Annotated in this window: 4 protein-coding genes; all 4 read left to right on the forward strand. The window is 62.7% G+C overall.

From position 1 onward, the window contains the following. Window positions 1–171: 171 nt before the first annotated feature. Complete coding sequence (locus VHD36_01635) at window positions 172–2,805, forward strand: PSD1 and planctomycete cytochrome C domain-containing protein (GenBank protein HVU85990.1); 2,634 nt, start codon at window positions 172–174, stop codon at window positions 2,803–2,805. Next, complete coding sequence (locus VHD36_01640) at window positions 2,795–4,303, forward strand: DUF1501 domain-containing protein (protein ID HVU85991.1); 1,509 nt, start codon at window positions 2,795–2,797, stop codon at window positions 4,301–4,303. The genes VHD36_01635 and VHD36_01640 overlap by 11 nt, the downstream gene beginning before the upstream one ends. 299 nt (window positions 4,304–4,602) lie before the next feature. Continuing rightward, a complete protein-coding gene (gene malQ / locus VHD36_01645) occupies window positions 4,603–6,528 on the forward strand; it encodes a 4-alpha-glucanotransferase (protein HVU85992.1) in 1,926 nt (641 codons plus the stop codon). A gap of 509 nt (window positions 6,529–7,037) precedes the next feature. Then, window positions 7,038–7,984 (forward strand): dockerin type I domain-containing protein (locus VHD36_01650; protein HVU85993.1); only part of this gene is annotated, 947 nt, incomplete at its 3' end.

Raw genomic sequence — 7,984 nt, forward strand, 5'->3', positions numbered from 1 at the left:
TAAAATCCGAATCTACCTGCCCGATCGGTCGCGAGCCGCCTTGCTCGACACTAACGACTGCCTGCCATCCTGCCCGATCCCACCATGCCAGGGAGCGCGCCCTTGCGGCTTTTTTCGCAACGCATCTTTGGTCTTGTTGTTCGCGTCGTAAGTACGGCGATGGCGTGCGTTGTGGTCTGCGCTTTACTGACCGGGACGGCTGTGGCACAGGCCGCGCTCAACAAAGATGGTGTACCGCAGTTTGAAAGCGACGTGCTGCCGATCCTGACAGCGCACTGTCTGAAGTGTCACGGTCGCGAGGCCCGCAAAGCCAGTCTCGACCTGCGGACCATGTCGCTGATCGGGCGCGGTGGAGAGAGCGGCCCGGTTCTTGCTCCAGGTAAGCCTGACGAGAGTCCATTGCTGGACCGTATTACGGATAAGTCGATGCCTCCGGAGGGCGAGTTGCCGTTGACCGCGGAGCAGATCGACGTCATTCGTCGCTGGATCGAGGCGGGGGCGCCCGCTGCCGATGCTTCGGCTGCTGTCGACGACAGTGTCTCGGAAATCAGTGCCGCCGACCGCGAGTTCTGGGCCTTTCAGCGGCCCGTGCGCCGCGATCCTCCGGTGGTCGATTCGAGCAGCCGCGTCCGCACGCCAGTCGATTCTTTCTTGCTGGCCAGGCTAACCGAGCGTGGCCTGACGTTTGCCGCCGATGCCGACCGGCAAACGCTCGTGCGGCGCGTGTATTTCGATTTGCTCGGCCTGCCGCCGACCCCCGCCGAAGTCGCTGAGTTCGTCAACGATCAAACCCCCGATGCGTACGAGCGCTTGCTCGACCGATTGCTCGCTTCGCCCCACTTCGGCGAACGCTGGGGCCGGCATTGGCTCGATGCGGCCGGCTATGTCGACGTCTATGGCGGCGACAACGATGCTGGAATCATCAAGTTGGCCGAGGGAAAATGGCGCTACCGCGACTATGTCATTCGCAGTTTCAACAGTGATAAACCATTCGATCAATTCCTCGCCGAACAACTGGCGGGCGACGAACTGACCGACTGGCGAGCGGCGGACCATTTCTCGCCGGCCATGCTCGATAACTTGATCGCCACCACGTTCTTGCGCGCAAGTGCGGACGACACCGACGAAAACGAGCTGAACACGGCCGATATCCGTCACGGAGTGCTCGCCCGCACCGTCGAGACCGTGGCAAGCAATTTGCTGGGGCTGACGGTGAATTGCGCCCGCTGCCACAGCCACAAGTACGACCCCATTCCGCAGGCCGATTATTACCGATTGACGGCGCTCTTCACGCCGGCATTCAATCCGCAGAGCTGGTTGCAGCCGCGCGACAGGGCGCTGGCCGACATTTCCCCTCGCGAACGTGCGGCAGGCGAAGAGCACAATGCGAAGATTCAAAAGCAACTCGACGAGTCCAGGCGGCAGTTGGCCGACGTGCGCCGCCCTCATGAAGAGCAGATTTTCGAGGCCAAACTTTCGACCCTGCCTGAGGCGATCCGCGCCGATACCAAAACGGCCGTTCAGACTCCCAAAGAGAAGCGCAGCGAGGTTCAGAAATATCTCGCCGACAAATTCGCCGCCACGCTGCAAGCGACACCTGGCGAGGTGAACGCCTCGCTGAGCGCTACGGAGCGCGAGCAAGTGATGCGGCTGGAAACGGACCTCGCCGAGCTGCCGAAGAAGCTGCAAACCTGGGGAAAGATTCAAGCCGTCTACGACTCCGGGCCGGTGCCGACGACCTATCTATTGCGGCGCGGCAATCATGACGCGCCGGGCGACGAGGTCTCGCCCGGCTTTCTCAGCGTGCTTTGCGACGAAAGCTCGCGCGACTTGCTCGCAAGCGCCCGGCCGCAAGGTTCGACGTCGGGGCGACGCCTGGCCTTGGCCCAATGGCTCACGCGACGTGACACACCGGCGGCTGGCCTGACGGCGCGGGTGATCATGAATCGCATGTGGCAGCAGTTGTTCGGCGCGGGAATTGTGGAAACGCCCGATAATTTCGGTCATTCCGGCGGGCGGCCGAGCCATCCCGCATTGCTCGACTGGCTGGCCATCCGCTGGATCGACGAAGGCTACCGTTGGAAGCCGATGCTCAAGCTGCTCATGACGTCGACCGCGTATCGCCAGGCTTCCTCAGTCGCGCCGACAATGGCGAATGCCAGCGCCGGCGCGAGCGTCCAGGCTGTCGACCCGCAAGCGATCGATCCGGGAAATCAGTTGCTCTGGCATCAACGTCTACGTCGCCTCGAGGCCGAGGCGATACGTGACGCGATCCTGGCCGCCGCGGGTACGCTCGACCTGACGCAGTTCGGCGCGCCAGTTCCTGTCGAGTCGCGGCCCGACGGTTCGGTCGTTATCAAGGCCGCAAAAGAAGGGGCCAGCGATAGTGACCCTGCACCGCGGCGTCGCAGCATCTATGTGCTTGCGCGTCGCAATTATCACCTCTCGATGCTGGGGACCTTCGATCAACCGATCATGGCCACGAATTGCACGCGGCGAAATTCCTCGGCCGTGGTCCTGCAATCGTTGGCCATGCTGAACGACGACTTCGTAATCGAGCAGGCGGGGCACTTTGCCGCGAACGTCGCGCAGTTGCCGGCGGCCGAGCAGATCGTCACGGCATTTCGGCGTGCCTTGTCGCGCGAGCCGAGCGCGCAGGAAGCAGCCTGGAGCAACGAATTACTCGACCGGCAATTCGTCCGCTACCGGCCGCAATGCGACAGCGATGCCACGGCCCGGCAAAAGGCGCTCGCGCATCTCTGCCAGATGCTGCTCAATACCAGCGAGTTTTTGTATGTCCAATAGACGGCCGTGCATGATGGGCAACACAGACGACGACGGCTTTTTGCCGGCAGGAGTCTTCACGCGTCGCGACTTGCTGCGCCGCTCGAGCCTGGGCTTCGGCGCTTTGGCATTGCAGGCCTTGCTCGGCGACGAGGTCCGCGCGGAAATCGCCGCCAACTCTCTTGCGCCGCACGCTGCCGACTTGACGCCCAAGCCGAGCCACTTTCCGGCCCAGGCGCGGGCCGTGATCATGCTCATGCAGAACGGCGGGCCGGGGCAGATGGAGCTTTTCGATCCCAAGCTGGGCCTGGCCAGCCACGCCGGTCAGACGTTCGGCGAAAAAGTCGAAATGTTTCAGAAAGGGAGCGAAGCCAACAAGCTGTTGGCCAGTCCGTTCAAGTTTCATGCCGCCGGCAAGTGCGGCATGGAACTGTCCGAGGTCATTCCACACCTGGCGAGCGTGGCCGACGATTTCTGCCTCATCCGCTCGATGCATAGCGAGCACAACAACCACACCGAAGCGCTGGTGATGTTCAACACCGGCAAGATTTTTCCCGGCCGACCGGCGCTCGGCTCCTGGATCAGCTACGCCTTGGGGACCGAGAACCAGAACCTGCCTGCGTACATCGTGCTGCGCGATCCCGAGGGCTACAACACCAGCGGAACGCTCCTGTGGCAGAACGCGTGGCTGCCGGCACTCTACCGCGGCACCGAGTTCAGCTCGCAGGGCCCCGCCGTCTTGAACCTGCGCTCGCGCGTGGCGCCGCCCGAGGGTGCGCAGCGCGACGACCTGGAACTGCTGGCGCGTTTGAACGAAGAGCACCGGCGGCGCTATCCGCACGAGTCGGAACTCGACGCCCGGATCCGCAACTACGAACTCGCCGCGCGGATGCAACTGGCCACGGGCGAGACGCTCGACCTTTCCAAAGAGACCGAGACCACGCAAAAGCTATACGGGCTCGACAACCCCGAGACCGCCGGGTACGGGTTGCGCTGCCTGATGGCCCGGCGATTGGTCGAGAGCGGCGTCCGTTTCGTGCAGATCTTTCCACCGGTGAAACCCCAGTTCCAGCCCTGGGATTCGCATACGAACGTCAAAACCGAGAACGAGGCGATTTGCGCGAAGACCGATCGGCCCAGCGCCGGGCTGATCACGGATCTCAAACAGCGCGGTCTGCTGGATTCGACGATCGTCCTGTGGAGCGGCGAATTTGGGCGCTTGCCGGTCTCGCAAAATGGCTCGGGCCGCGATCACAACCGCAACGCGTTTAGCCTAATTGTAACGGGGGGTGGATTTAAACGCGGGCACGTCCATGGTACGACCGACGAAGTGGGGTATCGCGCCGCCCTTGACCCGGTTAGCGTCCCGGACCTGCATGCCACGATCCTGCATCAACTGGGCTTCGACCATCGGCGCCTGGCCTACGTTCATCACGGCCGCCCCGAGACGCTGACCGATGCGCCCCTGACAAAAGCCCGGGTCGTCCCGGATGTGCTCCAGCAGCCCGTGCAGATTTAGTCCGCTCAAGTTGCCAGCATTGTTTGCGAAGACTGCCACGTAACGGAAACGGTAGCAGCATTGCTCTCGACGGGGCTGACCGGCGGGGTGTATGGTCCGTCTGAGACGACCTGCGACGTGCCGAGAATGGCCAGAAAAGCTGGCTTACGACCGCGACTGGTATGACTTTCGCAACGATCGCCTGCGCTCCTCGGCGGTGCAACGCCCCATGCACGGTCTTAGCACGTCGTTGAGCTAGTGCGGCTAAGGACATTTAAGGCTTTCCATCTCACAACCGAGAACTTCTACACGCCTACCGCATGGACACGGATTGCCACGGGATCGCGCATCAGTTCGAAGACGCTTTTGGCGTGCTACGGGTGACCTCGCGGGCCACGCGCGATGCCATTCGGCACGCCATGCATGCCGATACCGAGCCAGGACCTGAGCCGCGCGTGCGCGTGCTCGATCGACGGCGTCGCGCCGCTCTGGCGGTCGGCGCCGGAGAGCTGCGTCTGGAAGACGGCACGACGCTCACGATCGAGAACCGCCTGCCCGCGGATGTCCCTTTCGGCTACCACGACTTTTTGCCGCGAGGGGCACAGGAACCGATTCGCCTGATCGTAAGCCCCGGCCAGTGCCCGGCCCCGCCCGACAGGATTTGGGGGTGGGCCGCGCAGCTCTACGCCGTGCGTTCGCAGACGAGTTGGGGCATGGGAGACATGGCCGACCTGCGAGTCTTGGCCGGATGGGCTCGACAGTTGGGGGCCGGCTTTGTGCTGGTCAATCCGCTGCCGGCCGTCGATCCGGTCGTGCCGCAGGAGCCGAGCCCTTACTATCCGACGAGCCGGCGATTCCGCAATCCGCTCTACATTCACATCGAAGACGTTCCCGGGGCGCAGCAGTTGGGGGACGACCTGGCCCGCTTGGCGAAAGCCGGTCGGGCGCTCAGTCAAACATCGCGCATCGAACGCGACAAGGTGTTCGTCGCGAAGCAGCAGGCACTCGAGAAAATCTGGCAGAGTTTTCGCGGCGCCCCGGCGTTCGATGACTTTCGCCGGCAATGGGGAGCGCCGCTTCGACAGTTCGCCACTTTCTGTACCCTGGTCGAGAAGCTGGGCGCAGACTGGTCGCGCTGGCCGGCCGAATATGCGTGCCCCGAGGCTCCCGCGGTGGCTCGTTTCGAGACGGAAAATCTCCGGCGGGTCGAGTATCACGAGTGGCTGCAATGGCTCATGGATGTGCAACTCGCGGCGGCGAACAGGACGCTACCCATCGTGCAGGATATGCCTATCGGTATCGCGACCCGTGGCGCCGACGCCTGGACCTGGCAGAATGTTCTGGCCGATGGTGTCGCGGTCGGCGCGCCTCCCGACATGTACAACACGCAAGGGCAGAACTGGGGCATTCCTCCCTGGGCTCCGCGTTTGTTGAAGCAAGCCCGCTACGAGCCCTTTATCCAGACAATCCGGGCTCTGCTGCGGCATGCGGGCGGTTTACGGATCGACCACGTGATGGGACTTTTTCGGCTGTTTTGGATCCCGCGCGGCAAGCCTCCGGTCGAAGGAACGTACGTCGAATATCCGGCCGAGGACCTGCTGAACATCGTGGCGCTGGAAAGCCATCGCAGCGGAGCCTTTGTCGTCGGCGAGGATTTAGGGACCGTCGGCAAAAACGTGCGCCGCATGCTGGCCGATGCGAGGATCCTTTCCAACCGGCTTTTGTGGTTCGAGTCGCATCCCCCGAGCGAATATCCCCGCCTGGCGCTCGCCGCGGTGACGACTCATGATTTGCCGACGATCGCGGGCCTTTGGACGGGCAGCGACCTGGCGGCCCAGGAGGCGCTCGACCTGCGACCCAATGTCGAAGCAACGACCGCCATTCGTGATCGGCTGCGGGAGATGACAGGCCTGAGTGAGACGGCCTCGGCCCCCGACGTGGTTCGAGCAACGTACCGGCTCTTGGCCGGAGCGCCTTCGAGAATTGTGACGGCAACCCTTGAAGATGCCTTGGCGGTCGAAAAACGACCAAACATGCCGGCCACGATCGATGAATGGCCGAATTGGCGTATTCCGCTACCGCAACCGCTGGAAACATTGCTCGAATCACCGCTCGCCCGGGATATCGCAGCCGCGCTTTCCGGGCGAAGTTCGACGAAAGCCGCATCGCCAAAGCCGGCTACCGCCAACCAGGCTGACGTAACAGGTCACCAGGTTACTCCTGTTATCGGCCCCTCAGAGCAGTAGCCGGGCAAAGCGAGCCTGGGAGCGAAATCCGGACCCCGATTGGTTGGGCGAACCTGATGCCCGGCCCTGACTTGCCGCGATGTCGATGTTCGCGCGCGCGGCACTTTCCATCGTCAAGGCCTTTCCGGCAAAATTCTTGCACTCGGTGCAACCCCAGTTTAGATTAAAAGCCACGCTATCGGTTTTGTTTCATCAAGCGAAACGGTCGCGTTGAACGGAACATTTTCGCACCGTCGGCCACGAGGCATGGCCCGGGCGAAGAGGGCTAGCGGCTCTCGAGAAGCAGGGGTTTCTAGCAGGCCTGGCGCAAGACACGCGCCGCACGACAGGCGCCACACCATAAGCGGTTGTCGAGGGGCTGGTTCACGCTCGCGTCAACGTGACTTTCGCAAACGTGATTTTCGCATCCCTGGGCGCACAGGGTACTTATGCGCCACAAGATCGACGCGTCGCATCAGGCTCGATACCACCGGCCGGAACGGTAACAAGAACTCAGAGACGGGCGTTTCATGAAAACTACATTGTTCGCGCGGTGGCGCCGCAGCACCAAGCAACGGCAATCTCGCAAGTCGCACGTTCGCGGCCGCCCGCTACGCGTGGAATCGCTCGAAGGTCGCGCATTGCTGACGGCGTCGACCGCCACCTTTTCGGCCTACGACGTTAATCACGACGGCTACTTCAACCTGTCGGACGTGATCAGCGAGATCAATTATTTCAATGCCAATGGCCCGGGTGCGGCGCCCGTGGCGGCCACCACCGGCCACAGTATGGCCGCCATGGCAGCGACAACGACGACCTCGTCCTCGACGACGACCAGCTCTGCGCCCGCCGTGGACGTGAACGGTGACGGCTATGTCAATCTCACCGACGTGCTGCACGAAATCCAGGCTTTCGACACGGTAACGCCGCAGGCCGCTTACACGATCGTACCGACCGACAATAACGACGTGCCGCTCAGCGGTCCCGTGGTAGTCGGGCAGACTTTCTACATTGACGTCATGGTGCAAGACCTGCGCGACGTCCCGTACGCCGGCGTCGCCGGAGCGGCCGTGGACGTTGCCTACACCGCGGACTCGTCGAATCCAGGCGGCGTAGCGCCGGTCACGCCACTCTCATTGCAATTCAATGCGTCGACCTATAATTCGCCGTCGAACCCCAGTGTTCGCGCCAACATCAATACACCGGGCGTCATTCAGGACATCAATGGTGCCGAGAGCTTCAGCACTGGTCCCAACGGGTTTTTCTTTTCTCCGCTGGGCGGGTCGGCCCTGCTGGTGAATCGCATCCAGATGACGGCCACTGCGGCCGGTGTGGTGAACTTCAACTCGGAAATTCTCAATGCCGGGCTCGAACAGACGATCCTGGCATCGGCCACCGGTCAGCAGACCGCTTCGGATTCGGAGACGTTGGCCACCAATCAGCTCACCTTTGGCTCGGCCTCGGTCACGATCGTCAA

The sequence above is a fragment of the Pirellulales bacterium genome (assembly GCA_035546535.1).
GTDB lineage: Bacteria > Planctomycetota > Planctomycetia > Pirellulales > JACPPG01 > JACPPG01.

What these genes read in the sequence shown, in the direction of transcription:
- malQ (HVU85992.1), top strand. Translation starts at nt 4,603, where the DNA reads ATGGACACGGATTGCCACGGGATCGCGCATCAGTTCGAAGACGCTTTT.
- VHD36_01640 (HVU85991.1), top strand. Translation starts at nt 2,795, where the DNA reads ATGTCCAATAGACGGCCGTGCATGATGGGCAACACAGACGACGACGGC.